This window comes from Streptomyces sp. WAC 04229 (assembly GCF_003947455.1).
Classification (GTDB): Bacteria; Actinomycetota; Actinomycetes; order Streptomycetales; family Streptomycetaceae; genus Streptomyces.
The window spans coordinates 1-24,818 of record NZ_QHJH01000027.1; the positions used below are offsets into that span (position 1 = coordinate 1).

Consider the following 24,818-nt stretch of genomic DNA (forward strand, 5'->3'; position numbering starts at 1 on the left):
GATGTGTGTATGAGAGACGGGCCCGCGTCCAGCCCCGAGAGCACCATGTGACCGATGCCCGCCGAGGCCCCCCGTACGGCGGAAGAAGCCGCGCTGGGCCATGCGGGCGGTGACCGCGCTGTCGGTGGTGGTGCTCGCCTCCGCGGGCATCGGTCACATGGTGCTCTCGGGGCTGGACGCGGACATCTCGCGTGTCGACCCCTTCAAGGACATGAAGAACCGCCCGAAGGCGGGCGACGGCATGAACGTCCTGATGGTCGGCACCGACGGCCGGGACCGGATCAGCGAGGCGGAGCGGCGCAGGTACAGACTGGGCGGCGCCCCCTGCCACTGCACCGACACCGTCATGATCGTGCACATCTCGGAGGACCGGGAGCGGGCGAGCGTGGTGAGTCTGCCCCGCGACTCGTACGCCGAGACGCCCGGCCACACCGACCGCACCACCGGGGAGCAGCACAAGGGGCACCCGCTGAAGCTGAACGCGGCCTACGCCGAGGGCGGCCCGCAGCTGACCATCCGTACCGTGGAGAACATGACCCACGTGAAGATCGACCACTATCTGGAGGTCGACTTCACCAGCTTCATGAAGACCGTGGACGTCCTCGGCGGTGTGAAAATCTGCACCGTCCAGCCGCTGAAGGACAGCTACACCGGGCTCGACCTCGCGGCCGGCGACCACACCCTGATGGGCGGGCAGGCGCTCCAGTACGTCCGGGCCCGCCACCTCGACGGGGCCTCCGACCTGAGCCGGATGAAGCGCCAGCAGCGCTTCCTGGCCGCCCTGATCGACCGGGCGACTTCCTCGGGCATCCTGCTGAACCCGCTCAAGTTCCGTGACGTCACCCGGGCCGTGCTGGGTTCGGTGCGGGCCGACAAGGGCTTCGGCACCGACGAGCTGCTGGCGCTGGGGCGGGCGATGCGGAACTTCTCACCGTCGTCCTCCGAGTTCACCACCGTGCCCATCGGGAGGATGGGGTACGCCGTGAAGGGCGTCGGTTCGACGCTGAAGTGGGACCCGGTGAAGTCCGAGCGGATCTTCGACGCCCTGCGCGAGGACAAGCCGCTGTCGGCACCCCGGCCGAAGCCCACGGGCCCGGCGCCGGTGCGGGTCCCGGTGGACCCGAAGCAGATCCGGGTCCAGGTGGAGAACGGCACCCGCACCCCGGGCCTGGGAAGGCGGGTGGACGACGCGCTGGCCGCGACCGGGTTCCGCACCACCCGGGCGCCGCGGAACGCCGCCGACCGCGCCGTCGAGCGCACCGTGGTCGCCTACGACCCCCGCTGGGACCAGTCGGCGAAGTCACTGGCCGCCGCCCTGCCCGGCAGCGAGCTGCGGCCCGTCAAGGGGCAGGGCGCGCTGCTGAAGGTGATCGCGGGCGCCGACTTCCGGCAGGCCGTCAAGGTGCGGCCGGCCGATCCGCCGCAGGGGTCGGGCACGGTGGTGCGGGGCGACGAGGTGGTCTGCGGCCAGGAGTGAGGGGCCCGGCCGCCCGGCGCCGGCTCAGTTGCCGGTGACGGTGACCTTCTCGTCGTTCTTCAGCTCCTGGACGAGCTGCTTCACCTTGGCGTCGTCCCACTTGAGGTTCCCGCCGACGCTGCCGGAGATCGGCATGTTCATCGAGGTGCCCTCGCCGCCGCTGACGCTCTTCATCGCCCAGAACATGCTCGCCAGGTCGAAGAGGCCCATGTCCTTGTCGACGATGAGGGAGTCCAGGCCGGCGCCCATCGTCGGGTACAGCTTGAACGGGTTGAGGACCGTCGAGGGGGTGGCCACCTGGCTCGCCAGCGCCGACAGGAACTTCTGCTGGTTCTTCGTGCGGTCCAGGTCGGAGCCGGCCAGCGCGTACCGGGTGCGGACGAAGGCGAGGGCCTCCTCGCCGTTCAGGGTCTGCTTGCCCTTCTTGAGGTCGGCGCCGGACTTCTTGTCCTTGATGTCCTGCGGGATGTCCATCTCGACGCCGCCGACCGCGTCCACGATGTTCGCGAAGCCGGCGAAGCCGATCTCCACGTAGTGGTCCAGGCGCAGCCCGGTGTTGTGCTCGACGGTGCGCACCAGCAGCTCGGGGCCGTCCTCGGCGTACGCGGCGTTCAGCTTCGTGTGCCGACCGGTGCCCGGGTACGTCTTGCCGGAGTCGGAGCCGACGAAGGAGGGGATCTCCACGTCCGAGTCACGGGGCAGCGAGATCAGCGTCGACCCGTTGTCCCCGGTGTGCAGGATCATCATGGAGTCGGTGCGCTTGCCCTCGGCGGAGCCGGTGTGCAGGTCCTTCTTCTGGTCGTCGGTCATGCCCTCGCGGCTGTCGGAGCCGACGATCAGGTAGTTCGTGCCCTCACCGGCCTCGGGCCGCTCGATGACCTTGGACAGGTCGACCTCGCGGTTGAGCTTGGAGTTGGCCCAGAAGTAGGTGCCGACGGTGGTGACGACCAGCGCGGTCACGACGGTGATCGCGGTCCACTTGATCCGTCTGCGCCAGTCCGGGGCGGGCCGTCCGGCCCCGCCGCGGCCCTGTCCCGGCCCGCGGCCGCCGGGGCTGCCGTAGACCTGGCCGGTGTTGTAGCCGCTGTCGTAGCCGTCGCCGCCGTGCCCCTGGCCGTCGACGTAGGAAGGCTGCTGCGGCACTCCGCCGCCGTACGGCGGGGCCGACGGGCCCGGGCCGGGCGGCGGGGCCGAGCCGCGGCGGACCTGGCGCATCACGCGTGCGCTCTCGGGCTGTGCGCTGCCGCTGCCACGTCCGTACCGGCCGCGGTTGTCACCGGACCATCCCTCGGGCCAATCATTCATGCGCACCAGTGTGCAGGTACCCGCTGTGGGCCATACAAGGGTCGTCGGAAAATAGGGGCAGCGCTGTTGCGAAGCTGACACAAATCACGCCGGTGTCGCCGCGGCATAAGGTGGAGGCCATGACAGACCAGGCAGAACAGGCCTCGGCCGCGCGGTCGGCGCCACCGGAGATCCCGGGCAAGCCGACCTCGGCCTCCCGCACCACCCTCAGCCACATCATGACGCACGGCGACACCAACCTTCTGGGCACCGTGCACGGCGGCGTGATCATGAAGCTCGTCGACGACGCGGCGGGCGCCGTGGCCGGACGGCACTCCGGCGGTCCCGCCGTCACCGCGTCCATGGACGAGATGGCGTTCCTCGAGCCGGTCCGCGTCGGCGACCTCGTCCATGTGAAGGCCCAGGTCAACTGGACCGGCCGCAGCTCCATGGAGGTCGGCGTCCGGGTCATGGCGGAACGCTGGAACGAGTCCACCCCGGCCACCCAGGTCGGCTCGGCGTACCTGGTCTTCGCCGCCGTCGACGCGGACGGCAAGCCGCGCACGGTCCCGCCGGTGCTGCCGGAGACGGAGAAGGACAAGCGGCGCTACCAGGAGGCCCAGATCCGCCGCACCCACCGCCTGGCCCGCCGCCGCGCCATCATGGAGCTGCGGGAGCGGCGGGTGGCGGAGGGGTACCAGGACTGAGCGAGCACCGGGTGTCAGAGCATCAGCAGCAGCCTCGTGTTCGGTACGAGCTTCCGGTTCACGCTGGTGCTCTGGACGAAGATCGTGAAGTCGTCGTTGTGGTCGGGCTTGACGCGGACCTCCACGTCCGGCAGGCCGAGCAGCGCTCGGGCCTCCGGGCCCGTGTACACCCGGTCCGTCTTCTTCTCCAGCACTGATATCTGCTTCTTCGGCTGGACCTTCTCCGACTTGCTCAGCTGGTAGAACGCACCGCCGGTGCGGTACGTGTACCCGCATTCGACAACCCAGTCCCGAATCGCCGCGTCACGCGTCACCGGGACCAACTGGTACTTCGACGTGTCCACCGGGGTGAGGCCGGCCGCCTTGATGGTGTCCTTGTTGATCGCTTCCGCGCCCGTGGAGAACACCGCCCGCGACCCCCGGATGCCCTGCGCGCGGCCCACCATGAACTTCTCGGTGGCCTCCTGGATGACCTGCCCGGCCTCCTGCAGACCCTGCGTGCTCGTGGCGTCCCAGATGGCGATGTTGTCCTTCGGGAAGCCGTACTGCATGGCCTCGCGCTTGCCCATCTGGTCCGGCACGAGGACGGCCAGCGTCCAGTTGTCCTCCTGCGTCTCGATCATCCCGGCGACGGCGTCGACCAGTGCACGCGGATCCCTGGCCGGGGCGTCCGGGCAGCGGTGGCTCACGTTCTCCTGCCCGTCGGTGAGGACGAAGGTCAGGAAGCTGTGGTCTCCGTACAGCTGGGCGGTGTGCGCCAGCTCCCGCTGCGACTTGAGCGTGGCCGCCAGCAGCGCGGTCATGCCGCCGACGCGGTACATCTGCTTGAGCGACGGCATCCGCAGCACGTCCTTGTCGTAGATGACGCACTCCACCCTGTCGGCGAAGACGTACACCGTGACGCGGGTCTCCTGGTCCAGTTCCTGCGATCGGCGGGCCAGGTAGGCGATCTGCTCGTCGGCGACCTCGACCACCTTCTGGCTCAGCCGGGACATGGACGAGCTGGCGTCCAGCACGAGAGCGACGTGGTTGATGTAGTTCTGGCTTCCGGACAAGGCGGCTCCCCCTCTTTCCGACTCGATGCCCCTACCGTCTCACCCACCACTGACAATCGGCCCGGACAGCGCCAGGGCACCCTGGGACGTACGACAGCAGCCCCCGGCGTCACGCCGGGGGCTGCCTCCTGACCTGCGAGATCCTGCTAGGGAAGGTTGCGCGCCATGACGATGCGCTGGACCTGGTTGGTGCCCTCGTAGATCTGCGTGATCTTGGCGTCGCGCATCATGCGCTCGACCGGGTAGTCACGGGTGTAGCCGTAGCCGCCGAGGAGCTGGACGGCGTCGGTGGTGACCTCCATCGCGACGTCGGAGGCGAAGCACTTGGCGGCGGCCCCCTGGAAGGTCAGGTCGCTGTCACCGCGCTCGGACTTCGCGGCGGCGGCGTAGGTGAGCTGCCGGGCGGCCTCGATCTTCATGGCCATGTCGGCGAGCATGAACTGGATGCCCTGGAAGTCGGCGATCGGCTTGCCGAACTGCTTGCGCTCCTTGACGTAGCCCTTGGCGTAGTCGAGGGCGCCCTGGGCGATGCCGAGGGCCTGGGCGGCGATGGTGATGCGGGTGTGGTCCAGCGTCTTCATCGCGGTGGCGAAGCCGGTGCCCTCCTCGCCGATCATGCGGTCGGCGGGGATGCGGACGTTGTCCAGGTAGACCTCGCGGGTGGGCGAGCCCTTGATGCCGAGCTTCTTCTCCGGGGCGCCGAAGGAGACGCCCTCGTCGGACTTCTCGACGACGAAGGCGGAGATGCCCTTGGAGCGCTTGGCGGGGTCGGTGACCGCCATCACCGTGTAGTACTCGGACTCGCCGGCGTTGGTGATCCAGCGCTTGACGCCGTTGAGGATCCAGTGGTCGCCGTCGCGCACGGCCTTGGTCTTCATGCCGGCCGCGTCGGAGCCCGCGTCGGGCTCGGAGAGGCAGTAGGAGAACATGCCCTCGCCCTGGGCGAGCGGGGTCATGTACTTCTTCTTCAGCTCCTCGGAGCCGGAGAGGATGACCGGCAGGGAGCCGAGCTTGTTCACCGCCGGGATGAGGGAGGAGGAGGCGCAGACGCGGGCGACCTCCTCGATCACGATGACCGTGGCGAGCGCGTCGGCGCCCGCGCCGCCGTACTCCTCGGGGACGTGGACCGCGTGCAGGTCGTTCGCGGTCAGGGCGGTGAGGGCCTCGCGCGGGAAGCGGGCCTCCTCGTCCACCGCCGCGGCGTGCGGCGCGATCTTCGCCTCGGCCAGCGCACGGACGGCGTCGCGGAGCATGTCGTGCTCCTCGGACGGGCGGTACAGGTCGAAGTCAGCCGATCCGGCCAAGGTGTCTCACGCTCCAAAACGCTGTGATGCTGGGCACGCTAACTACCGTTAAGTAACACAAATTTTAGAGCCCTGGCCGGGGTCGTGGATAGGTGAGCTTGGCGACAGCCGACCGACGAGGCCGCCCCGCACCCCCGTTATGCTCGGGCGCGCACCCCGCCGTACACCTCTGGAGCACCCATGGCCCTCAAGATCACCGTGATCGGTACCGGCTATCTCGGCGCGACCCACGCGGCGGCGATGGCCGAACTCGGTTTCGAGGTGCTGGGCCTGGACGTGGTGCCCGAGAAGATCGAGATGCTCAAGGGGGGCCAGGTGCCCATGTACGAGCCCGGTCTGGAGGAGCTGCTGGCCAAGCACGTCGCCGGGATCGAGGGCGCCACCGGGCGACTGCGTTTCACCACCGACTTCGCGGAGGTCGCGGCCTTCGGTGACGTGCACTTCCTGTGCGTGAACACGCCCCAGAAGCACGGCGAGTACGCCTGCGACATGTCGTACGTCGACTCGGCGATCGCCTCGCTCGCGCCCCATCTGACGGGCCCGGCGCTGGTCGTCGGGAAGTCGACGGTGCCCGTGGGCTCCGCCGACCGGCTGGCCGCCTACCTCGCCGAGCACGCGCCGGCCGGTGCGGACGCCGAACTGGCCTGGAACCCGGAGTTCCTGCGCGAGGGCTTCGCCGTCCAGGACACGCTGCGTCCCGACCGGCTCGTGGTCGGTGTCCGCAGCGAGCGGGCGGAGAAGCTGCTGCGCGAGGTGTACGCCACACCGATCGCGGAGGGATCTCCCTTCGTCGTCACGGACTTCCCGACCGCCGAGCTGGTGAAGACCTCCGCGAACTCCTTCCTGGCCACCAAGATCTCCTTCATCAACGCGATGGCGGAGGTGTGCGAGGCGGCCGACGGCGACGTCGCCAAGCTGGCCGAGGCGATCGGGTACGACGACCGGATCGGCCGGAAGTTCCTGCGGGCCGGGATCGGCTTCGGCGGCGGCTGCCTGCCCAAGGACATCCGGGCGTTCATGGCGCGCGCCGGTGAGCTGGGCGCGGACCAGGCGCTCACCTTCCTGCGCGAGATCGACTCGATCAACATGCGCCAGCGTGGCCAGATGGTGGAGCTGACCCGGCAGGCCCTGGGCGGCGGCCCGTTCCTCGGCAAGCGGATCGCGGTGCTCGGCGCCACCTTCAAGCCCGACTCGGACGACGTGCGGGACTCCCCCGCGCTGAACGTCGCCGGGCAGGTCCACCTCCAGGGCGCCCAGGTGACGGTGTACGACCCCAAGGGCATGGCGAACGCGCGGCGGCTCTTCCCGACCCTCGGGTACGCCGACTCCGCGCTGGAGGCGGTGCGGGGCGCCGACGTGGTGCTGCACCTGACGGAGTGGCGGGAGTTCCGCGAGCTGGACCCCGCGACGCTGGGCGAGGCCGCGGCGGCCCGGGTGATCCTGGACGGGCGCAACGCGCTGGACCCGCAGACCTGGCGCAAGGCCGGCTGGACCTACCGGGCGATGGGCCGTCCCACGGCCTAGCAGTGTCCGGTGAAGGGCGGCGCCGGTTCGGCCGAGGCTCAGTCGGCCGAACCGGCGCCGTCCGCATTCTGCCCCATCGCGCGGCCCGGGGCCGGTGAACCCCGTGTGGTTCACGCCTCCTTGGCCCGGTACCTGCGCATCTTGGCGCGCGCCCCGCACACCTGCATCGAGCACCAGCGGCCGCGTCCGGCCGGGCTGCGGTCGTAGTACGCCCAGAGGCAGTCGACGGCCTCGCAGGCCTTCAGCCGGTTCCAGGTGCCGGCGACCAGCGCCTCGGCGACGGCGGCGGCGACCCGTGCGGCCAGCAGGCCTTCCCGGGCCGGGGCGAGGGCGGCGGAGCCGTCGGCGTCGTCGACCGTCACCACCAGCGGAGCCGCGGCCAGCAAATCGCCCAGCGGGGTCACCGCGCGGTGCGGCGGATGGCCGGCGTGCGCGAGCAGCGTCACGCGCAGGGACTCGCGCAGCTCGCGGGCGTCCGGTACGGCGTCCTCCGCCAGGCCGAACCGCGCCCGGTTCTCCGGCGTGTCCAGCGAGTCGGCGCCCGTCTCGACGTCCAGCGTGTTCACCAGGGCCCGGACCAGCTCCAGACCTCCCGGCGCGGGCGATCTCACACTCATGCTTGCGACGTTACCGCCAATGCGGGAGCATGAGGTAACCGTTACCGGTTACCCGCCTCATGCAGGTAACCGTCGCAGCGACCACCGCGGACCTCAAGGAGGAAGTCATGGCTGTCGCCGAACTGGGCGTCGTCGTCCTGGACTGTCCCGACCCGCACGCACTGGCCCGCTTCTACGCCGGCGTGCTCGGCGGAACCGTCGAGGACAAGAGCGACGACCACGACGAGTGGGTCGACCTGAACCTGCCCGGCGGGCAGACGCTGGCCTTCCAGGCCTCCCCCGGCTACGTACCGCCGAAGTGGCCCGGGCCCGACGGCGCCCAGCAGTTCCACCTCGACCTCGACGTCAAAGACCTCGACGCGGCCGAGAAGGCCGTGCTGGAGCTGGGCGCGCGCCCGCTGGACGCGGAGGACCGCGCCCGCACCTTCCGGGTCTACGCCGACCCCGCCGGGCACCCGTTCTGCCTCTGCGCCTGCTGAGCAAGGCACCCACCGAACCAGGAGGATCCCGCATGGCCACGACACCCGCCGCACGTTTCCGCTCCGTCGTCCTCGACTGCCCCGAGCCGCGTGAGCTGGCCCGGTTCTACGCAGAGGTCGGCGGCGGGACGCCCGACGAGGAGGACCCGGACTGGGTGGTGCTCCACGTGCCCGGCGGTCCGCGGCTGTCCTTCCAGCGGGCCCCCGGCCTCACCCCTCCGGAGTGGCCGCGCTCCGACCGCAACGCCCAGCAGTTCCACCTCGACTTCGACGGCGGGTCGACCTGGGCCGAGATGGACGCGGCGCACGAGCGGGTGCTCGCCCTGGGCGCCCGGCCGCTGGACCTGGAGGACCGGGAGACCAAGGGCTTCATGGTGTACGCCGACCCGGCCGGGCACCCCTTCTGCCTGTGCCGGATCGAGCACCCCTGACCGGCCCGGCGCTCAGCCGTCCAGTTCGGCGATCGTCGCCGTCGACGGCTCCCGGCGCTGCTGCACCGCGCGGGCGGTGAAGGCCGCGCCGCGCAGCACGCGCTGGACGTTGCCCCAGGTCAGCAGGGCCACGTCCGCCTCGTCCCAGCCACGGCGCAGCAGCTCGGCGATGAGCCGCGGGTAGCAGGAGGCGTCGCCCAGCTCCAGCGGGTGGGCGGCGCCCGAGTCGTAGGTGCCGGCCAGGCCGACGCTCTCCGGTCCGGCCACCGTGCGGACGTGGTCGAGGTGGTCGGCGACGTCGCGGACGGTCGGGCCGGTCTGCTCGGCGGTCAGCGGCACCATGCACAGCCCCCCGGCCGCGCCCAGCTCGACCAGCAGGTCGTCGGGCAGGTTGGCGGGGTGCGGGCGCAGGGCCCGGGCGGCGGAGCGGGTGCACACGGCCGGCGCCTTGGAGACGGCGAAGGTGCGGCGGATGGTCTCGGCGGAGGCGCCGGAGAGGTCGGCGAGCACGCCGAGCCGGTTCATCTCCCGGACGACCTCCTCGCCGAACCGGGTCAGCCCCGCCTCGCTCGCCCAGCTCACCCCGGACAGCGTCAGCACGCGCAGGCCGAGGGCGTGCAGCGAACGCAGGATGCCGAGGCAGTCGCCGAGGGCGGGGGCACCCGCGGGACCCGGCACCACGGCGACCCGGCCGCAGTTGCGGGCGTCGATGGCCTGCCCGGCGTCATAGGCCAGCCGCAGCCCCTCGGGATGGGCCCGCACGACCATCTTGACCAGGTCCAACTGCTCCAGCGTGGCGCCGATCGCGCGGTCACCGTCGAGGGCCTCGGGCAGGTGCAGCGACCACAGCAGCGCGCCCACGTGGCCCTCGCGCAGCCGCGGCACATCGGTGTCGACGGCGCTCTCGCCCAGCTCCAGGTCGTACCAGGGCAGGTGCTTGAGCGCCCAGGGCAGCCCGCTGTAGCCGTCGGCGACGGGGTGGGAGGCCAGGACGGCGTGCGCCCGGGTCAGCGGCTCGTCGTCGGGGTCGGAGACGGGCGTGTACGGCTCCGGCGGGAAGGCCTGCGCGGCGAGCGGCTCGGACAGGTCGCCGAGCCCGCCGGCCTCGGTACCGGTGTGCAGGTCGTCCTGGAGGTCTGCCATGGCGCGCTCCGTACGCTCGTTCGTGAGGTACGGCCACCGTCGCACGGAGCGGAAAGGGCTTCCTGGTGAGCGGGGCGTTCGGGGGTACGCGGCTCAGCCCCCGGCCGCGTCGATCACCTCGTCCAGGGTGTCCCGGGAGCGGAGCAGGTCGGCGATGGTCCGGTCGATGCGGGCGCGCTCGGCGGTGAGCTCGGCGACCAGCTTCGGCGTCGCCATGGCCGAGGGGCCGCCGTCGCCGTCGCGCATGCACGGCAGCAACTGCGCGATCTTGCTGCTGCACAGCCCGGCCGCGTACAGCTCCTGGATGCGGACGACCCGGTCGACGGCCGCCTCCGCGTAATCGCGGTGCCCGCCGGGCGTACGCCCGGCCGCGAGCAGCCCCTGCGTCTCGTAGTAGCGCAGCGAGCGCTCGCTGACGCCCGTGCGCCGGGCCAGTTCGCCGATCCGCATCCGCCGTACCCCCCGCTCCGGGCTTGATTCTGACATTGGTGTCAAGTTTTAGCGTACGGGCATGTCGAACACAACAGACCTCCTCGCGTCCACCCCGCTCGGCCCGCTCACCCTGCCCAACCGCCTCGTGATGGCCCCCCTCACCCGGAACCGGGCGGAGGCCGACGGCACGCCGACCCCGCTCATGGCGGCCTACTACGCCCAGCGCGCGACCGCCGGGCTGATCGTCGCCGAGGCCGCGACGCCGAACGCGGCCGGGCAGACGTACCCGAACATCACCGCCGTGCACAGCGCCCGGCACGTGGCGGGCTGGCGGCGGGTCACCGACGCCGTGCGGGCGGCGGGGGGCCGGATGTTCCTCCAGCTCCAGCACGGCGGCCGGGTCGGCCATCCGGCCACCAGCGGCCTGACGCCGGTCGCGCCCTCGCCCGTGCCGCTGCCCGAGACGATCCACACCCCCGACGGACGCAGGCCCGCCGTGGTCCCCAGGGAGATGACCACCGAGGACATCCGGACCACCGTCGCCGACTTCGCGCGGGCCGCCCGCAACGCGCTGGACGCCGGTTTCGAGGGGGTGGAGGTGCACTCCGCCAACGGTTACCTGCTGCACCAGTTCCTGGCCGCCAACACCAACCTGCGCACCGACGGCTACGGCGGCTCCGTCGCCGCGCGGATCCGGTTCACGGCCGAGGTGGTGGAGGCGGTGGCCGCCGAGATCGGCGCCGAGCGGGTCGGCCTGCGCGTCTCCCCCGGCAACACCGTCAACGGCATCGCGGAGGGCGCGACCGACGCGCTGTATCCGGCCCTGGTGGAGCGTCTCGGCGGACTGGGGCTCGCCTATCTGCACCTCGTGCACGCCGACCCGGACGCCCCGCTGTTCGGCAGGCTCCGCGCCGGGTGGCCCGGGGTGCTGATCGCCAACCCGGTCCTGCCCGAATCCCCCGCCACGGACGCCGTACGGCACGCCTCCGCCCGGCTGCTGGCCGCCGGGGCCGACCTGGTCGCGCTCGGCCGGCCCTTCCTCGCCAACCCGGACCTGGTGGCGAGGCTGCGGCTCGGCGCGCCGCTGAACCCCGTACGGGGCCGGTACCTGATGTACGTGGGCGGGGCGACCGGATACACCGACTACCCCGCCCTCGGAGAGATGACGGCTCAGCCGTCGAGTTCCTCCAGCGACGCGTTGGACGGCTCCCGGGTGGTCTGAAGCCCCCGGGCCACGTCCTCGGCGTCGCCCAGCACCCGGACCGCGTTCTTCCAGGTCACCTTGGACAGGTCGGCCTTGGACCAGCCGCGGTCGAGCAGCTCGGCGATGAGGTTCGGGTAGCCCGCGACGTCGCCGAGGCCGTCCGGGGTGAAGGGCGTGCCGTCGTAGTCGCCGCCGATGCCGAGGTGGTCGACGCCGGCGGCCTCGCGCATGTGGTCGAGGTGGTCGGCGACCGTGGAGACGGTGGCGACGGGACGCGGGACGCGCTCCTCGAAGGCGGCGTGCACCTTCATCGCCTCGGGGCTGGAGTCGAGGTGGTGGAAGCCGTGCGCGCGCATGTTCTCGTCGGCCTCGGCGGTCCAGTCGACGGCCGCCTGGAGCACGAACTTCGGCACGAACGTCACCATCGCCATGCCGCCGTTGGCGGGCAGCCGCTCCAGGACGTCGTCCGGGATGTTGCGCGGGTGGTCGCAGACGGCCCGGGACGAGGAGTGCGAGAAGATCACCGGCGCGGTCGAGGCGTCCAGCGCGTCGCGCATCGTCGTCGCCGCGACGTGCGAGAGGTCGACCAGCATGCCCTCGCGGTTCATCTCGCGGACGACCTCGCGGCCGAAGGCCGACAGGCCGCCGACGCCGGGCTCGTCGGTCGCCGAGTCCGCCCACGCGACGTTGTCGTTGTGGGTGAGCGTCATGTAGCGCACGCCGAGCGCGTACAGGGCGCGCAGGGTGGCCAGCGAGTTGTCGATGGAGTGGCCGCCCTCGGCACCCATCAGCGACGCGATCCGGCCCTCGGCGCGGGCCGCCTCCATGTCGGCGGCGGTGAGCGCCGCCCGCAGGTCCTCGGGGTGGCGGCCGATCAGCCGCCGCACGCAGTCGATCTGCTCCAGCGTCGCCGTCACCGCGCCCGGCAGGTCGGAGCGGACGTACACCGACCAGTACTGCGCGCCGACGCCGCCGGCCCGCAGCCGGGCCAGGTCGGTGTGCAGGTGGGCGGACTGGTCGGAGGCGATGTCACGGGCGTCGAGGTCGTAGCGGACCTGCTCGCGCAACGCCCAGGGCAGGTCGTTGTGCCCGTCGACGACGGGGAACTCGCGCAGCAGTTCCCGGGCCTGGTCCAGCGAGGTCATCCGCGTCCCTTCGGTCACTGTCCGTCCGTCACTTTCCGAATCCGAAGCCGGCCGCGGCGCCCTCGACCTTGCTGCGCAGCCGCTTGCCCTTCTCGGTGGCCTGGTCGTTCAGCTCCTGCTGGAACTCGCGCATGCGGCCCTGCAGTTCCTCGTCGTGCGCGGCGAGGATGCGGGCGGCCAGCAGACCGGCGTTGCGGGCGCCGCCCACGGAGACGGTGGCGACGGGGACGCCGGCCGGCATCTGCACGATGGACAGGAGGCTGTCCATGCCGTCCAGGTACTTCAGCGGCACCGGGACGCCGATGACCGGCAGCGGGGTGACGGAGGCGAGCATGCCGGGCAGGTGGGCGGCGCCCCCGGCCCCGGCGATGATCGCCTTGAGTCCGCGGCCGGCGGCCTGCTCGCCGTACGCGATCATCTCGTGCGGCATGCGGTGCGCCGAGACGACGTCGACCTCGTAGGCGATCTCGAACTCGTCGAGGGCCTTCGCGGCGGCCTCCATGACGGGCCAGTCGGAGTCCGACCCCATGACGATGCCGACAACTGGGCTCATTCGGTGATCGTCCCTCTCAGGTAGCCGGCAGCGTGACGGGCGCGCTCCAGCACGTCGTCGAGGTCGTCGCCGTAGGTGTTCACGTGGCCGACCTTGCGGCCGGGCTTCACGTCCTTGCCGTACATGTGGATCTTCAGCTGGGGGTCGCGGGCCATGCAGTGCAGGTACGCGGAGTACATGTCCGGGTAGTCGCCGCCGAGGACGTTGACCATCACGGTCCACTTCGCGCGCGGGCGCGGGTCGCCGAGGGGGAGGTCGAGGACGGCGCGGACGTGGTTGGCGAACTGCGAGGTGATCGCGCCGTCCATCGTCCAGTGGCCGGAGTTGTGCGGGCGCATCGCCAGTTCGTTGACGAGGACGCGGCCGTCGCGGGTCTGGAACAGCTCGACGGCGAGGTGGCCGACGACGCCGAGTTCCTTGGCGATGCTGAGCGCCATCTCCTCGGCGTGCAGGGCCAGGTCCTCGTCGAGGCCGGGGGCGGGCGCGATCACGGTGTCGCAGACGCCCTTGACCTGCCGGGACTCGACGACCGGGTAGGCCACCGCCTGGCCGTGCGGGGAGCGGACCACGTTGGCGGCCAGCTCGCGGACGAAGTCGACCTTCTCCTCCGCCAGCACCGGCACCCCGGCGCGGAAGGGGTCGGCGGCCTCCTCGACGGAGTCCACCACCCACACGCCCTTGCCGTCGTACCCGCCCCGGACCGTCTTGAGGACGACGGGGAATCCGTCGCCCTCCGCCGCGAAGGCGGCCACGTCGTCCGGATCGCGCACGATCCGGTGCCGCGGGCAGGGCACGCCGATCGCGTCGAGTCTCGCGCGCATCACGCCCTTGTCCTGGGCGTGCACGAGCGCGTCGGGGCCCGGACGGACGGGGATGCCGTCCGCCTCCAGGGCCCTGAGGTGCTCGGTCGGCACGTGCTCGTGATCGAAGGTGATCACGTCACAGCCGCGCGCGAACTCGCGCAGCGTGTCCAGATCGCGATAGTCGCCGATGACGACTTCGTTCACGACCTGCGCCGCAGAGTCCTGAGGTGTGTCACTGAGAAGCTTGAACCTGATGCCCAACGGGATGCCCGCCTCGTGTGTCATACGAGCGAGCTGGCCACCGCCGACCATGCCGACTACGGGGAACGTCACACCCCTAGCGTATCGGCCGCGCGGAGCCCACCTGTTTACCGGCCGTTTCCCGCCCCTCCGGCCGCCCGTTCCCGACCCCCGCCGGTCTCTCGGCAGGAAGATCGCGCGTCCGGGTGGTTAGCATGAACAGATTGACGCCAACCGAAGGACGGGGGCCTGCACGACCATGGAACGTGGTTCCTCGGGTGCTCACATGGCTCCCCCCGCTCCGCCCGCGCCCCGCGGCCCGCTGCGGGCGCGGATCGACCGGCTGGTGCGTGAGGTCGTGAAGTTCGGCGCGGTGGGCGGCGCGGGGGTGCTGGTCAACCTCCTCGTCTTCAACTTCGTGCGGCACGTGACCGACCTCCAGGTGGTGCGGGCCAGCATCGTGGCGACGATCGTCGCGATCGTCTTCAACTACGTGGGCTTCCGCTACTTCACCTACCGCGACCGCGACAAGGGCCACCGGACCCGCGAGATGTCGCTGTTCCTGCTGTTCAGCGCGGTCGGACTGGTCATCGAGAACGGTGTGCTCTACACGGCGACGTACGGCTTCGGCTGGGACAGCCCGCTGCAGAGCAACATCTTCAAGTTCCTCGGCATCGGACTCGGCACGCTCTTCCGCTTCTGGTCGTACCGCACCTGGGTCTTCCGCACGCTGCCCGCCCGTCCGCCGGTGACCGGCGCGGACACCTTCCGGGAGCACGGGCGCCCGGCCCCGGTACCCACCTCCGACGGCACCCCCGCGGCCCACCGCTGAGCGCCGGCTAGCGCACCGTGCCGCCCGCGTCCCCGGACGACTTCTTCGGGGGCGGGGTGCGGGACAGGAAGAGTCCGAAGACCGGGGGGCGGCCCTGGAGCAGCTCCAGGCGGCCGCCGTCCGCCTCGGCCAGGTCCCGGGCGACGGCGAGACCGATGCCCGTCGAGTTCCGGCCGCTGATCGCGCGCTCGAAGATCCGCGCCCCGAGGTCGCCCGGGACGCCGGGGCCCTCGTCGGTGACCTCCACGACCGCCTGGTTGCCGGTCACCCGGGTCCGCAGGGCCACCGTGCCGCCGCCGTGCATCAGGGAGTTCTCGATCAGCGCGGCCAGCACCTGTGCCACGGCACCCGGCGTGCCCACGGCCGTCAGGTGCCGCTTGCCCGAGCTGACGATCGCCCGGCCCTCGCTGCGGTAGGCGGGACGCCACTCGGCGATCTGCTGCTGGATGACGTCGTCCAGTTCGAAGGTGACGGCGGAGCCGCTGCGCGGGTCGCGCGAGTTGGTCAGCAGCCGGTCCACGACGTCCGTCAGCCGCTCCACCTGCGACAGCGCGATCGTCGCCTCCTCCTTCACCGTCTCCGGCTCGTCGGTGAGGGTGATCTCCTCCAGCCGCATGGACAGCGCGGTCAGCGGCGTACGCAGTTGGTGGGAGGCGTCGGCGGCCAGGCGGCGCTCGGCGGTGAGCATCCGGGCGATGCGCTCGGCGGAGGAGTCCAGCACGTCGGCGACCCGGTCCAGCTCGGGGACGCCGTACCGCTTGTGCCGCGGGCGCGGATCGCCGGAGCCGAGGCGCTCGGCGGTCTCGGCGAGGTCGGTGAGCGGGGAGGCGAGGCGGTTGGCCTGCCGGATCGCCAGCAGCACGGCGGCGACCACCGCGAGCAGCGCCACCAGGCCGATGATCAGCAGGGTGCGGCCGACCTCCCGGGTCACCGAGGAACTGGGCTCCTCGACCAGGACGGTCTCGCCCTCCTCACCGGTGGCCGTGCCCCGCAGCACCTCACCCGTCGGCTTGCTGCCGACCTCGATGACCGGTTCGCCGGGGATGCGGATCACGGCGTACCGCGCGTCCCGGATCTGCTCCCGCAGGAACCGCGCGTCGACGGAGCCGGTGCCGATCAGCCGGCTGTCCACGATGCTGGCCAGCCGCACCGCCTCCAGGTCGACCCGTTCCTGCGCGGTGCTGCTGATCGTCCGGGTCTCCACGATCACGAGGGAGACGCCGAAGACGGCGATCACGACGAGCACCACGGCGAGCGTGGACTGGATCAGTCGGCGGCGCATGTCCTCTTACCCGGGCAGGCCCTGCGGGGGCTCAGTTCTTCTCGAAACGGAAACCCACACCGCGCACGGTGGCGATGTAGCGAGGGTTCGCCGCGTCGTCGCCCAGCTTCTTGCGCAGCCAGGAGATGTGCATGTCCAGGGTCTTGGTCGACGACCACCAGGTGGTGTCCCAGACCTCGCGCATCAGCTGGTCGCGGGTGACGACCCGGCCCGCGTCGCGCACCAGCACCCGCAGCAGGTCGAACTCCTTGGCGGTGAGCTGGAGCTCCTCCTCGCCCATCCAGGCCCGGTGCGACTCGACGTCGATCCGCACGCCGTGCGTGGCGGGCGGCTGCGGCGGCTCGACGGCGCCGCGCCGCAGCAGGGCCCGGACCCGGGCGAGCAGCTCGGCGAGGCGGAAGGGCTTGGTGACGTAGTCGTCGGCGCCCGCGTCCAGACCGACCACGGTGTCCACCTCGTCGGCGCGCGCGGTCAGGATCAGGATCGGTACGGCGTGGCCCTCGGAGCGCAGCCGCCGGGCGACCTCCAGACCGTCCATGCCCGGCAGGCCCAGGTCCAGCACGACCAGGTCGATGCCGCCCTGGAGCCCGGCGTCGAGTGCGGCGGGTCCGTCCTCACGCACCTCGACCTCGTACCCTTCCCGGCGCAGGGCGCGGGCCAGCGGCTCCGAGATGGACGCGTCGTCCTCGGCGAGCAGTACACGGGTCATGAGCTGATGGTAGACCGCTCGGAGCAACGCCCGGGGCATGATCGCCGCCCGGAACTCTTACCCATGGACAAGCCGGACACCCCGGCGCCGAGCGGGTCCACGCACCCCCGGCTCGGCCCTGCGGCTGTGGGATGCCATTCTGGAATGGACCTTCGAATGATCGTTCGCGGTTCCGGAATCACCTGTGATCCGTGTCTCAAGTCCTTCCATACCGGGCGGTGTCCTGCCGTATGGTGAATCAGCGCCTGTAGCACCCAGGGGACCTTTGGCGACAGTTCGACGCTGAAGGTCTCTTTTGTGTGCGGGCCGACCCCAGGGGCCGGCCTCGAAAGGAATGACCTGTGGCCGGGCCTCGAAGCGTGCGGTGACGCGCGGGGAGGCGTGGATCCCGGTGGCCGCCGTCCACCGCTCCGTGATCCGGAGCGGAATCCCTCAGGCGTGGGGTGGGCGGGCGAAGGCCGCCGGTGCCGGCCGCCCCCCACCGGGCGCGCATCGCCTCATGAGCGCGTCCCGACCAGCAAGGATCGACCATGGCGTCCAGCCTGACGAAGGACTCGGTCACACCGGGCACCCCCGGCTCCGAGAAGACCTTCTTCGGCCACCCCCGCGGACTGGCCACACTCTTCATGACCGAGATGTGGGAGCGTTTCTCCTACTACGGCATGAGGGCTCTGCTCCCGCTGTACCTCGTCGCCCCGGGTGGCCTCGGCCTCAACGCCGGCACAGCGACCGCGATCTACTCGGTGTACCTCTCGCTGGTGTACCTGCTGACCATGCCCGGCGGCTGGTTCGGCGACCGCGTCTGGGGCCCCCGCAAGACCGTCGCCATCGCCGGCGGCGTGATCATGCTCGGCCACCTCACCCTGGCGCTGCCGTCCTCCGGCACCTTCTACGCGGGCCTCGGCCTGGTCGCCATAGGCTCGGGTCTGCTGAAGGCCAACATCTCCACGATGGTCGGCCAGCTCTACGACGGCCCCGACGACCCGCGCCGCGACGGTGGCTTCACCGTCTTCTACATGGGCATCAACCTCGGTGCCTTCGCGGCGCCGCTGGTCATCGGCACCATCGGTGAGAACGTCAACTGGCACCTGGGCTTCGCGCTCGCCGCACTCGGCATGGGCCTGGGCGTGATCCAGTTCCTGCTCGGCAGCCGCCACCTGGCGCCCCACTCCAGCGTGGTCCCCAAGCCGCTGTCCGTCGAGGAGAAGACCTCGACGCTGCGCAAGGCCGCGTTCTGGGCCGCGCTCGCCGTGGTGTTCTACGCGATCGTCGGCTTCTCCGGTGCCTACACCCTGAACTGGATCCTGGTCCCGCTGACCCTGCTCGGCGTCATCATCCCGGTGCTGGTCCTGACCCGCATCAAGCGCGACAAGTCCCTGGACCGCGCCGAGCAGTCCAAGATGTCGGCGTACATCTGGTTCTTCGTCGCCGCGGCCGTGTTCTGGATGATCTACGACCAGGGCGGCTCGACGCTGTCGCTGTTCGCCGACTCCTCGGCCGAGAACAGCGTCCTCGGCTGGGACTTCCCGGTCTCCTGGTACCAGTCGGTCAACCCGGTCATCATCATGGCCCTGGCCCCGGTCTTCGCCATGCTGTGGCTGGCGCTCGCCCGCCGCGGCAAGGAGCCGAGCACCATCGTGAAGTTCTCGTTCGGCCTGGTCCTGGTCGGAGCGTCCTTCTTCCTCTTCCTGGCCCCGCTGGCCATCGCGGACGGCGGCCACAAGGCGGCCGCCCTGTGGCTGGTGGCGATCTACTTCGTCCAGACCTGCGGTGAGCTGCTGCTCTCCCCGGTCGGCCTGTCGGTCACCACGAAGATGGCGCCCGTGAAGTACGCCTCGCAGATGATGGGCGTCTGGTTCCTGGCCGTCACCGCCGGTGACGCCACGACCGGCCTGCTCTCCATCGCGGGCGTCGACCTGAACAAGACGGGCATCGTCGCCGCGGAGGCGACCCTCGCGGTCGTCGCCGGCCTGGCGATCTGGATGTACCGCAAGCGCGTCAAGGAGCTCATGGGCGACGTGCGCTGAGGCTCGCCGGCCGAAGCACTCCTCGGAAGGGTCACCGCGTCCCGGGTGGACGCGGTGGCCCTTCCGGCTTTCCGGGGGCCGCCCCGGCCCCCTCCCTCTAGCCCAACCAGGTCTGATCCCCGCCCGCCCCTCCCTCCCCCGGTGCGTCCACGTGGCCGATGCGAGCCGCACGGACGATGTTGGTGGGCGGCGTGTGCCGCGCCGGTGAAGCGGTGCGGCACCGGACGGGTACGAGAGCGAGGGAGCCGCGATGTCGGAACTGTTCGTCGACGGAGAGTGGACCGGCGCCGTGGGCGGGGCGCGGCGGGACGTGGTCAACCCGTTCGACGCGTCCGTCGTGCAGCAGGTCGACGAGGCGGACGAGGCCGACGTCGACCTCGCCGTACGGGCCGCCCGGCGGGCCTTCGACCGGGGGGACTGGTCGTCGGCGCCCACCCGTGAGCGGGCCGACGTGCTGCTCAGGGTGGCGCGGTTCCTGCTGCGCGACCAGGAGGAGATCGCCCACGTCGAGTCGCTGGACACCGGCAAGACCCTCAAAGAGGCGCGGATCGACGTGGAGGACGTCTCCAACGCGTTCCGCTACTTCGGCGAGATCGCCGACAAGGACGGCGGCCGGATCGTGGACGTGGGCCCCGACGTGCTCAGCCGGGTCGTCTACCAGCCCATCGGGGTCTGCGCGCTGATCGCGCCGTGGAACTACCCGATGCTCCAGGCGTCCTGGAAGGTCGCCCCGGCCCTGGCCGCGGGCAACACCTTCGTGCTCAAGCCCAGCGAGACGACCCCGCTGTCCACCATCCACATGGTCCGCCTGATCGCCGAGGCGGGGGCACCGCCCGGCGTCGCCAACCTGGTGCTCGGCCCCGGCTCCACCGTGGGCGCGGCGATGTCCGCCCACGAGGACGTGGACCTGGTCTCCTTCACCGGCGGCCTGGCCACCGGGCGCCGGATCATGGAGGCGTGCGCGCCGGGCGTGAAGAACCTCGCGCTGGAGCTGGGGGGCAAGAACCCCAACGTGGTCTTCGCCGACTGCGACTTCGACGCCGCCCTCGACTACGCGCTCGACGCCGCGTTCCTGCACTCGGGGCAGGTCTGCTCGGCCGGTTCGCGGCTGATCGTGCAGGACGAGCTGCACGACCACTTCGTGGAGCGGCTGGCCGCCCGCGCGCGGACCATCCGGCTGGGCAGCGGCCTCGACCCGGCGACCGAGAGCGGGCCGCTCAGCTCGGCGGAGCACCGCGCGAAGGTGGAGAGCTACCTGGAGATCGCCCGCGACGAGGGCGCCCAGCTGGTCTGCGGCGGTACCCGGCCGGACGACCCGGAACTCTCCCGCGGCTTCTTCCTGCTGCCCACGATCTACGCCAACTGCGACCGCTCCATGCGCATCGTGCAGGAGGAGGTCTTCGGGCCCGTCGTCACGGTGGAACGCTTCCGCACCGAGGACGAGGCCGTGGAACTCGCCAACGACACGCGGTACGGGCTGGCCGGCGGCGTCTGGACGGGCGACGCGTCCCGCGCCCAGCGGGTCGCCGGACGGCTGCGGCACGGCACCGTCTGGATCAACGACTTCCACCCCTACCTGCCCCAGGCGGAGTGGGGCGGCTTCGGCCGCTCCGGCTTCGGCCGGGAGCTGGGACCCACCGGGCTGCGCGAGTACCAGGAGGCCAAGCACATCTACCAGAACCTGCGGCCGGCCCCTTCCGGCTGGTTCAAGGGCTGACCGGGCAGGGCGAGAGAGCCGGACAGGGCGAGAGAGGCAGACGCATGGACGACGAGACGACGACCTACGACTACGTGATCATCGGCGGCGGCACGGCGGGCTCGGTGCTGGCCGCGCGACTGAGCGAGGACCCGGCCTGCCGGGTGTGCGTGGTGGAGGGAGGTCCCAGCGACGTCGGCGACGAGCGCATCCTGCGGCTGCGCAACTGGATCAACCTGCTCGGCTCCGAGTTCGACTACGGCTACACCACCGTGGAGCAGCCGCGCGGCAACTCGCACATCCTGCACTCCCGCGCCCGCGTGCTCGGCGGCTGCTCCTCGCACAACACGCTGATCAGCTTCCTGCCGTTCCCCGAGGACCTCGACGAATGGGCGGCCCGCGGCTGCGAAGGCTGGGGGCCCGAGACGATCCTGCCGTACCGGCAGCGGCTGCAGAACACGATCGTTCCCGTCGGCGCCGCCGACCGCAATCCGATCGCCCAGGACTTCGTCACCGCCGCCGCCGCGCGGCTCGGTGTCCCGGTCGTGGAGGACTTCAACGCCCGCCCCTTCACCGACGGCACCGGCTTCTTCTCCCTGGCGTACGACCCGGAGACCAACATCCGCTCCTCGGCCTCGGTCGCCTACCTGCACCCCGTCCTGGACCGGCCCAACCTGACGCTGCGTCTGGAGACCTGGGCGTACCGGCTGCTGCCCGACGGCGAGGGCCGCTTCACCCGCGTCCAGGTCCGCAACCCCGACGGCTCCCTGTCGACCCTGGAGGCCGAGGCGGAGGTACTGCTGTGCGCCGGGGCCATCGACACGCCGCGGCTGCTCATGCTCTCCGGCATCGGCCCCGCCGACCATCTGCGCGACCTGGGCATCGAGGTCCGCGCGGACCTGCCCGGGGTGGGCGAGAACCTGCTGGACCACCCCGAGTCGGTGATCGTGTGGGAGACCCGCGGACCGCTGCCGCCCAACTCGGCCATGGACTCCGACGCCGGCCTCTTCGTACGCCGCGACCCGGCGGGCGGCCCCCGCCCGGACCTGATGTTCCACTTCTACCAGGTGCCGTTCACGGTCAACACCGAACGGCTGGGGTATCCGGCCCCGCAGCACGGCGTCTGCATGACGCCGAACGTGCCGCGCGCCCGCTCCGTCGGCCGCATGTGGCTGACCAGCGCCGACCCGGAGGTCAAACCGGCGCTGGACTTCCGCTACTTCACCGACCCGGACGGGCACGACGAGCGCACCATCGTCGACGGTCTGCGGATCGCCCGCGAGGTGGCGGCCACCGCACCGCTCAGCGACTGGCTGCTGCGCGAGGTGGCCCCCGGCCCGGACGTGACGTCGGACGCGGACCTGTCCGAGTACGGGCGCCGCGCCGCGCACACCGTGTACCACCCGGCGGGGACCTGCCGGATGGGCGCCGAAGACGATCCGCTCGCAGTGCTCGATCCGCAGCTCAGGCTGCGCGGACACGACGGGCTGCGGATCGTGGACGCGTCCGTCTTCCCCACGATGCCGACGATCAACCCGATGGTCACGGTGCTGCTGGCCGCCGAGCGCGCGGCGGACCTGATCACCGCCCGGCCCGCCCCGCGTCCGCTGACGACGGAAGGACAGGAGCGGTGACCCAGCCGGCGACACCGGGCGGCGCCGCGGAATCCGGCCCCCAGGAGGGCGAGTCGGAGTTCCGCAAGGAGATGGGCCCGTGGGCGAACTTCGCCCTCGGCTTCACCTATCTGTCCCCGGTCGTGAGCACGTACACCCTGTTCGGCACGGCCCTCGCCGACGGCGGCCCGCCGATGATCTGGGCGTTCGTGCTGGCGGGCTGCGGTCAGTTCCTCGTCGCCCTGGTCTTCGGCGAGGTCGTCGCGCAGTACCCGATCGCGGGCGGCGTCTACCCGTGGGCGCGGCGGCTGTGGGGCAAGCGCTGGGCGTGGATGACCGGCTGGGTGTACCTCTGGGCGCTGCTCGTCACGATCACCTCGGTCGCCTACGGCGCCGGGCCCTACATCGCCATCCTGCTCGGCTACGACGCCACCGTGCACACCACGGTGCTGTGCACGATCGCCCTGATCGTCATCGCCGTGCTCATCAACTACGCGGGCACCAAGGCCCTGTCGTGGGCCGCGCTGATCGGTTTCAGCGCCGAGCTGATCGGCGCGCTCGCCGTCGGCGTCATCCTGCTCACCACGCACCGCTTCCACGGGCTCGGCGTCCTCTTCGACGACTACGGCGCGGCCGAAGGCGGCTCCTACCTGCCCGTCTTCCTGGGGGCGGCGATCATCGGCTTCTACCAGTACTACGGTTTCGAGGCGTGCGGGGACGTCGCCGAGGAGGTAGCGCATCCCGGCAAGGTCATCCCCAAGGCGATGCGGCGCACCATCTACGTCGGCGGTGCGGCGGCGACGTTCACCTGTCTGACGCTGCTGCTGGCGGTCGTGGACTACCGGGCGGTGATCTCGGGCGAGGACTCCGACCCCGTGGTCCGGGTGCTGTTCGACGCCCTCGGGGAGGTCGGCGCGCGGCTGGTGATGGCCGTGGTCCTGATCTCGTTCCTGTCCTGCACGATCAGCCTGCAGGCCGCGGCGGGGCGGCTGATCTACTCGTACGCCCGGGACGAGATGATCATCGGCCACAGGCTGCTGCGGAAGTTCTCGTCGAAGCGCGCGGTGCCCGAGTACGCGCTGCTGCTCGCCGCCGTCATCCCGGCCCTGATCGCGGTGGGCTCGCTGATCTCCGAGGACGCCCTCACCAAGATCGTCTCGTTCGCGATCCTCGGCATCTACGCGGCGTTCCAGATGGTCGTCCTCGCCGCGCTGCGGGCCCGGCTCAAGGGCTGGCGGCCGGGCGGCGAGTTCCGGCTGGGCCGCTGGGGGCTGCTGGTGAACGTCGGGGCGCTCGCCTACGGCCTCTTCGCCATCATCAACATCTCCTGGCCGCGTACGCCGGACGTCCCCTGGTACGACAACTGGATCGTGCTGCTCAGCGGCGGCATCGTGCTGGCGGTGGGCCTCCTGTACATGTTCACGACCCACCACTACGGCCGCGGCGACGCACCGGCGGGAGTCGCGATCCCGGGCCGGGGCAGGGCGAACGCCGGCGGGGGAAGGACGAACCCGGACTAGGCCGGTGCGCCCAGCTCCGCCCACACCCGCTTGCCGGCCACTCCCGGTGTCCGCACGACGCCCCAGTCCAGGCACAGCCGCTGCACGATGAACATGCCGTGCCCGCCGGGACGTCCGGCCCGGTGCGGTGTGCGGGGCGCCGGCTGGCCGGTACCGCGGTCGGAGACCTCCAGCCGGATCACCTTCTTCTCACAGGTGATCCGCAGCTCGTCCGGCCCCTCGGCGTGCAGGCAGGCGTTGGTGACCAGTTCGGACACCACGAGCAGTACGTCCTCGGCGGCGGCCCGCTGGTCCGCGGTGGCGGAGGGCAGCCAGCCCCACGCGTACAGCGCCTCGCGGGTGAAGTCACGGGCGAGCGGGACGACCCCGCTCGCGTCCTCGAAATTCAGCAGGCGGACCTGCCGCCCGCCCTCTGAGACGGGCCCGGGCGGGGCCGGAGCCGCGGCGCCGGAAGCTGCCGGGGCCGCGCCCGCGGGCACGGGAGCGCCCATCACGGCGGCCTGCCCGGCGGGCACGCCTCCCTCGGACTCCCCGGTCCCGGGCACGCCCCTCCCGGGCGCCCCGGAAGCGCCGCCGGACTCCGGACCGCGGTCGCCCGGCGAGTAGGGCCGGGTGGTGCTCATCAGCGCTTCACCTCACCGATCCACCAGTTCACATTTCAAGTCTTGGACAGGAACGTCGTACAGCCGACTCAGGGTCTCTCCTGCCCGACCGGGCCGTCCGAACACCCCTGTAATCGGC

At 71.4% G+C, this 24,818-nt stretch carries 23 protein-coding genes; 11 read left to right on the forward strand and 12 right to left on the reverse strand.

Annotated elements, in window-relative coordinates; translation table 11 throughout:
* Positions 1 to 100 precede the first annotated feature (100 nt).
* Positions 101 to 1,477 carry an LCP family protein gene (locus tag DMH12_RS10655; protein WP_125491323.1) on the forward strand — a complete coding sequence of 459 codons (1,377 nt, stop codon included), beginning with the start codon at positions 101 to 103 and terminating at the stop codon, positions 1,475 to 1,477.
* A gap of 24 nt (positions 1,478 to 1,501) precedes the next feature.
* On the opposite strand, the gene DMH12_RS10660 is transcribed toward DMH12_RS10655, so the two are convergent.
* Complete coding sequence (locus tag DMH12_RS10660) at positions 1,502 to 2,782, reverse strand: LCP family protein (RefSeq protein ID WP_185832243.1); 1,281 nt, start codon at positions 2,780 to 2,782, stop codon at positions 1,502 to 1,504.
* Positions 2,783 to 2,901: 119 nt separating this feature from the next.
* On the opposite strand from DMH12_RS10660, the gene DMH12_RS10665 reads away from it, so the two are divergent.
* Entirely contained in the window at positions 2,902 to 3,468 is a 567-nt protein-coding gene (locus tag DMH12_RS10665; protein ID WP_161329101.1) for an acyl-CoA thioesterase, read from the forward strand.
* 14 nt (positions 3,469 to 3,482) lie between these two features.
* Here the strand turns inward: DMH12_RS10665 and DMH12_RS10670 are convergent, their stop codons facing one another.
* Together DMH12_RS10670 and DMH12_RS10675 are read right to left on the reverse strand one after the other, a co-directional pair.
* Positions 3,483 to 4,523, reverse strand: a complete 1,041-nt coding sequence (locus DMH12_RS10670; protein ID WP_125491325.1) for a vWA domain-containing protein — start codon at positions 4,521 to 4,523, stop codon at positions 3,483 to 3,485.
* Between the two features lie 146 nt (positions 4,524 to 4,669).
* A complete protein-coding gene (locus tag DMH12_RS10675) occupies positions 4,670 to 5,827 on the reverse strand; it encodes an acyl-CoA dehydrogenase (RefSeq protein WP_125491326.1) in 1,158 nt (385 codons plus the stop codon).
* A gap of 180 nt (positions 5,828 to 6,007) precedes the next feature.
* Between DMH12_RS10675 and DMH12_RS10680 the strand changes: the two genes are divergently transcribed.
* Positions 6,008 to 7,351 (forward strand): UDP-glucose/GDP-mannose dehydrogenase family protein, encoded by a 1,344-nt coding sequence (locus DMH12_RS10680; RefSeq protein WP_125491327.1) that lies wholly within the window; start codon positions 6,008 to 6,010, stop codon positions 7,349 to 7,351.
* Between the two features lie 110 nt (positions 7,352 to 7,461).
* Here the strand turns inward: DMH12_RS10680 and DMH12_RS10685 are convergent, their stop codons facing one another.
* Positions 7,462 to 7,968, reverse strand: coding sequence for a CGNR zinc finger domain-containing protein (locus tag DMH12_RS10685; RefSeq protein WP_125491328.1), 507 nt, complete (start codon positions 7,966 to 7,968; stop codon positions 7,462 to 7,464).
* Between the two features lie 107 nt (positions 7,969 to 8,075).
* Here DMH12_RS10685 and DMH12_RS10690 point away from each other — a divergent pair, with 107 nt between their 5' ends.
* Positions 8,076 to 8,447: a VOC family protein gene (locus DMH12_RS10690; RefSeq protein WP_125491329.1), complete on the forward strand. Its 372-nt coding sequence runs from the start codon at positions 8,076 to 8,078 to the stop codon at positions 8,445 to 8,447.
* 32 nt (positions 8,448 to 8,479) lie between these two features.
* Positions 8,480 to 8,878 (forward strand): VOC family protein, encoded by a 399-nt coding sequence (locus DMH12_RS10695; protein WP_125491330.1) that lies wholly within the window; start codon positions 8,480 to 8,482, stop codon positions 8,876 to 8,878.
* A 12-nt stretch (positions 8,879 to 8,890) separates the two neighbouring features.
* On the opposite strand, the gene DMH12_RS10700 is transcribed toward DMH12_RS10695, so the two are convergent.
* Complete coding sequence (locus DMH12_RS10700; RefSeq protein ID WP_125491331.1) at positions 8,891 to 10,021, reverse strand: dipeptidase; 1,131 nt, start codon at positions 10,019 to 10,021, stop codon at positions 8,891 to 8,893.
* A gap of 93 nt (positions 10,022 to 10,114) precedes the next feature.
* Positions 10,115 to 10,471: a MerR family transcriptional regulator gene (locus DMH12_RS10705; RefSeq protein WP_125491373.1), complete on the reverse strand. Its 357-nt coding sequence runs from the start codon at positions 10,469 to 10,471 to the stop codon at positions 10,115 to 10,117.
* Positions 10,472 to 10,532: 61 nt separating this feature from the next.
* Here DMH12_RS10705 and DMH12_RS10710 point away from each other — a divergent pair, with 61 nt between their 5' ends.
* Positions 10,533 to 11,675: an alkene reductase gene (locus DMH12_RS10710; protein WP_125491332.1), complete on the forward strand. Its 1,143-nt coding sequence runs from the start codon at positions 10,533 to 10,535 to the stop codon at positions 11,673 to 11,675.
* On the opposite strand, the gene DMH12_RS10715 is transcribed toward DMH12_RS10710, so the two are convergent.
* From DMH12_RS10715 to DMH12_RS10725, 3 genes are read right to left on the reverse strand one after another with little or no spacing between them, the layout of a single operon-like run.
* Positions 11,624 to 12,802, reverse strand: coding sequence for a dipeptidase (locus DMH12_RS10715; protein ID WP_125491333.1), 1,179 nt, complete (start codon positions 12,800 to 12,802; stop codon positions 11,624 to 11,626). The two genes, DMH12_RS10710 and DMH12_RS10715, sit on opposite strands and share 52 nt — an antisense overlap.
* Before the next feature lie 28 nt (positions 12,803 to 12,830).
* On the reverse strand, positions 12,831 to 13,355 hold the full coding sequence (gene purE, locus DMH12_RS10720; protein ID WP_122617052.1) for a 5-(carboxyamino)imidazole ribonucleotide mutase: 525 nt from the start codon (positions 13,353 to 13,355) through the stop codon (positions 12,831 to 12,833).
* On the reverse strand, positions 13,352 to 14,491 hold the full coding sequence (locus DMH12_RS10725; RefSeq protein ID WP_185832244.1) for a 5-(carboxyamino)imidazole ribonucleotide synthase: 1,140 nt from the start codon (positions 14,489 to 14,491) through the stop codon (positions 13,352 to 13,354). Before DMH12_RS10725 ends, purE begins: the two co-directional genes overlap by 4 nt.
* 166 nt (positions 14,492 to 14,657) lie before the next feature.
* On the opposite strand from DMH12_RS10725, the gene DMH12_RS10730 reads away from it, so the two are divergent.
* Positions 14,658 to 15,230: a GtrA family protein gene (locus DMH12_RS10730; protein ID WP_125491335.1), complete on the forward strand. Its 573-nt coding sequence runs from the start codon at positions 14,658 to 14,660 to the stop codon at positions 15,228 to 15,230.
* Positions 15,231 to 15,237: 7 nt separating this feature from the next.
* On the opposite strand, the gene draK is transcribed toward DMH12_RS10730, so the two are convergent.
* Positions 15,238 to 16,512 carry a two-component system sensor histidine kinase DraK gene (draK, locus tag DMH12_RS10735; protein WP_125491336.1) on the reverse strand — a complete coding sequence of 425 codons (1,275 nt, stop codon included), beginning with the start codon at positions 16,510 to 16,512 and terminating at the stop codon, positions 15,238 to 15,240.
* Between the two features lie 31 nt (positions 16,513 to 16,543).
* The gene (locus DMH12_RS10740; RefSeq protein WP_125491337.1) at positions 16,544 to 17,221 is read right to left on the reverse strand and encodes a response regulator transcription factor; all 678 of its coding nucleotides are present in this window, start codon (positions 17,219 to 17,221) and stop codon (positions 16,544 to 16,546) included.
* Between the two features lie 530 nt (positions 17,222 to 17,751).
* On the opposite strand from DMH12_RS10740, the gene DMH12_RS10745 reads away from it, so the two are divergent.
* The 4 genes from DMH12_RS10745 (at position 17,752) to DMH12_RS10760 (ending at position 24,077) form a co-directional block, all read left to right on the forward strand.
* Entirely contained in the window at positions 17,752 to 19,248 is a 1,497-nt protein-coding gene (locus DMH12_RS10745) for an MFS transporter (protein ID WP_125491338.1), read from the forward strand.
* A 250-nt stretch (positions 19,249 to 19,498) separates the two neighbouring features.
* The gene (locus DMH12_RS10750) at positions 19,499 to 20,965 is read left to right on the forward strand and encodes an aldehyde dehydrogenase family protein (RefSeq protein ID WP_125491339.1); all 1,467 of its coding nucleotides are present in this window, start codon (positions 19,499 to 19,501) and stop codon (positions 20,963 to 20,965) included.
* A gap of 44 nt (positions 20,966 to 21,009) precedes the next feature.
* A complete protein-coding gene (locus tag DMH12_RS10755; RefSeq protein ID WP_125491340.1) occupies positions 21,010 to 22,578 on the forward strand; it encodes a GMC family oxidoreductase in 1,569 nt (522 codons plus the stop codon).
* Positions 22,575 to 24,077 (forward strand): APC family permease, encoded by a 1,503-nt coding sequence (locus DMH12_RS10760; RefSeq protein WP_260474174.1) that lies wholly within the window; start codon positions 22,575 to 22,577, stop codon positions 24,075 to 24,077. Before DMH12_RS10755 ends, DMH12_RS10760 begins: the two co-directional genes overlap by 4 nt.
* Here the strand turns inward: DMH12_RS10760 and DMH12_RS10765 are convergent.
* A complete protein-coding gene (locus tag DMH12_RS10765) occupies positions 24,074 to 24,700 on the reverse strand; it encodes an ATP-binding protein (protein ID WP_125491341.1) in 627 nt (208 codons plus the stop codon). The genes DMH12_RS10760 and DMH12_RS10765 overlap by 4 nt on opposite strands.
* Between the last annotated feature and the right edge of the window lie 118 nt (positions 24,701 to 24,818).

Bases quoted from the DNA above. Each gene is read 5' to 3' on its own strand.
- DMH12_RS10655 (WP_125491323.1), top strand. From the start codon at position 101: ATGCGGGCGGTGACCGCGCTGTCGGTGGTGGTGCTCGCCTCCGCGGGC.
- DMH12_RS10660 (WP_185832243.1), bottom strand. From the start codon at position 2,782: ATGAATGATTGGCCCGAGGGATGGTCCGGTGACAACCGCGGCCGGTAC.
- DMH12_RS10665 (WP_161329101.1), top strand. From the start codon at position 2,902: ATGACAGACCAGGCAGAACAGGCCTCGGCCGCGCGGTCGGCGCCACCG.
- DMH12_RS10680 (WP_125491327.1), top strand. From the start codon at position 6,008: ATGGCCCTCAAGATCACCGTGATCGGTACCGGCTATCTCGGCGCGACC.
- DMH12_RS10685 (WP_125491328.1), bottom strand. From the start codon at position 7,968: ATGAGTGTGAGATCGCCCGCGCCGGGAGGTCTGGAGCTGGTCCGGGCC.
- DMH12_RS10690 (WP_125491329.1), top strand. From the start codon at position 8,076: ATGGCTGTCGCCGAACTGGGCGTCGTCGTCCTGGACTGTCCCGACCCG.
- DMH12_RS10695 (WP_125491330.1), top strand. From the start codon at position 8,480: ATGGCCACGACACCCGCCGCACGTTTCCGCTCCGTCGTCCTCGACTGC.
- DMH12_RS10700 (WP_125491331.1), bottom strand. From the start codon at position 10,021: ATGGCAGACCTCCAGGACGACCTGCACACCGGTACCGAGGCCGGCGGG.
- DMH12_RS10705 (WP_125491373.1), bottom strand. From the start codon at position 10,471: ATGCGGATCGGCGAACTGGCCCGGCGCACGGGCGTCAGCGAGCGCTCG.
- DMH12_RS10710 (WP_125491332.1), top strand. From the start codon at position 10,533: ATGTCGAACACAACAGACCTCCTCGCGTCCACCCCGCTCGGCCCGCTC.
- DMH12_RS10715 (WP_125491333.1), bottom strand. From the start codon at position 12,802: ATGACCTCGCTGGACCAGGCCCGGGAACTGCTGCGCGAGTTCCCCGTC.
- purE (WP_122617052.1), bottom strand. From the start codon at position 13,355: ATGAGCCCAGTTGTCGGCATCGTCATGGGGTCGGACTCCGACTGGCCC.
- DMH12_RS10730 (WP_125491335.1), top strand. From the start codon at position 14,658: ATGGAACGTGGTTCCTCGGGTGCTCACATGGCTCCCCCCGCTCCGCCC.
- draK (WP_125491336.1), bottom strand. From the start codon at position 16,512: ATGCGCCGCCGACTGATCCAGTCCACGCTCGCCGTGGTGCTCGTCGTG.
- DMH12_RS10740 (WP_125491337.1), bottom strand. From the start codon at position 17,221: ATGACCCGTGTACTGCTCGCCGAGGACGACGCGTCCATCTCGGAGCCG.
- DMH12_RS10745 (WP_125491338.1), top strand. From the start codon at position 17,752: ATGGCGTCCAGCCTGACGAAGGACTCGGTCACACCGGGCACCCCCGGC.
- DMH12_RS10750 (WP_125491339.1), top strand. From the start codon at position 19,499: ATGTCGGAACTGTTCGTCGACGGAGAGTGGACCGGCGCCGTGGGCGGG.
- DMH12_RS10755 (WP_125491340.1), top strand. From the start codon at position 21,010: ATGGACGACGAGACGACGACCTACGACTACGTGATCATCGGCGGCGGC.
- DMH12_RS10765 (WP_125491341.1), bottom strand. From the start codon at position 24,700: ATGAGCACCACCCGGCCCTACTCGCCGGGCGACCGCGGTCCGGAGTCC.